This window comes from Rothia sp. 27098_8_161, assembly GCF_041432905.1.
Classification (GTDB): Bacteria; Actinomycetota; Actinomycetes; order Actinomycetales; family Micrococcaceae; genus Rothia.
In genome coordinates this window covers 1-1605 of the sequence record NZ_JAPWAL010000046.1, presented here as the reverse complement: position 1 = coordinate 1605, position 1605 = coordinate 1, and the positions used below count along the sequence as shown (strand labels likewise).

The window sequence follows — 1605 nt, the reverse complement described above, 5'->3', positions numbered from 1 at the left end:
GTGTCCGGTCTGGCTGGCTTCATTACCTGGGTGGGTATCGCCGTGGCTCACTACCGTTTCCGCCGCGCATACCTGAAGCAGGGCAACAGTTTGAAGGATCTGCCCTATGTGGCGCCGTTCTTCCCCGTGGGCCCGATTATAGCCTTCCTCATGTGCCTGGTCGTTATTGGTGGCCAGAACTATGAGGCGTTCTTGAGCGGTGACTGGGCTGGCGTGCTCAGCTCCTACATTGGTCTGCCCGTGATTATTGCGGTCTGGCTGGTGCACCGCGTGGTCACTCGTGACCGCATCATTCCGCTGGAGCAGATTGACGTGAGCGGCATTGATGTTAAGGTTTCGAAGTAATGCGAACATGCAGAACTATTGGCTGCAATAGCTGATACGTGAAGAGCCGCCGGTTCCCCCATAAGAGGGGAGCCGGCGGCTCTGCTGATGCAGAGAGTTCCCCATCGAGGAGATGAACGTCTTTATCCGTGGGCTGAGTCAAGAATTTGAAGCGTCCAGATGCTAGGGTGGAAAGCATGCAGAACAACCCCTATACCCCTGCCGGCGCGTCACACACCGGGCAGCCCGCCGCTACACATGGCGCTATCGATAATGCACATCGTATTGTGAAGGTGTGCGCTGTAGCCATCCGCACTAAGGACGGGCTTGTTCTGACCGTGCGCAAGCAGGGTAGTGACGGGTTTATGATGCCCGGCGGCAAACCTGAACCGGGGGAGACCCCGCTACAGACCGCCTGCCGTGAAGTAAGCGAAGAAATCGGACTCACCCCCGACCCCATCCGGATGCACTACCTGGGCATTCTGAAGGCGGCGGCATTGAATGAGGTCGGCTTTACGGTACGCGCCGAAACCTACGAATACTCACCCACCGACGAGCAGCACGAACAGCTGGCTACGCTGGTGCCGCAGGCTGAAATCGCCGAGCTGCGCTGGGTCAACCCTGCCATGAGCAGCCCCTCCGATTCTGATGCGCAGGCACCGCTGAATACAGAGCAGATTTTCCCGCTACTGGCGCGCACCCCGCTACCTTAACCGTTGAGCCCAACGTGCCTCTGAACTGGCGGGTGGCACACATGAGGTACACAGGTGCATCCGGTACTCTCAACACAGCAACATCTATCGTGGGTAGAACGCATAGAGGCGCTCCACCCCGGAAACCCTTATACACCCCAAGGAGAACCATGAAGAAGACTGACTACAACCTTGCCGTCTACTGCGGTGCACGCTCCGGCAACGACCCGCTCTTCACCACCCGCGCCCAGGAGCTCGGCACTCTCTGCGCCCAGAACAATATTGGCGTGGTGTACGGTGGCGGCCGCACAGGCCTCATGGGCACCATTGCGGGCGCAACCCTGGATGCCGGCGGCGTGGTCTACGGCGTGGTCACCCACAAACTGGTCGGATTGGAGGGCGTGTACCCCGGCCAGACCACCCTCGAAATTGTGGACACCATGCACCAGCGCAAAATCGCCATGATTGAGAAAGCCGACGCATTCGTTGCCATGCCCGGCGGCCCCGGCACCCTCGAAGAGTTCTTTGAAGTTTTTAGCTGGCAGTTCCTTGACATTCACTCCAAGCCGGTGGCCCTGCTGAACGTCAA

General features: G+C 59.1%; 2 protein-coding genes and 1 pseudogene. All 3 read left to right on the top strand.

Annotation, left to right across the window (positions count from 1 at the left end; translation table 11 throughout):
* Window positions 1–345, top strand: a pseudogene (locus O3648_RS08245) (gamma-aminobutyrate permease); the annotation flags it as partial.
* A gap of 176 nt (window positions 346–521) precedes the next feature.
* Entirely contained in the window at window positions 522–1037 is a 516-nt protein-coding gene (locus O3648_RS08240) for an NUDIX domain-containing protein (protein WP_371569552.1), read from the top strand.
* Between the two features lie 149 nt (window positions 1038–1186).
* Window positions 1187–1605, top strand: a 419-nt coding sequence (locus O3648_RS08235) for a TIGR00730 family Rossman fold protein (protein WP_371569550.1), incomplete at its 3' end; no start/stop codon positions are given.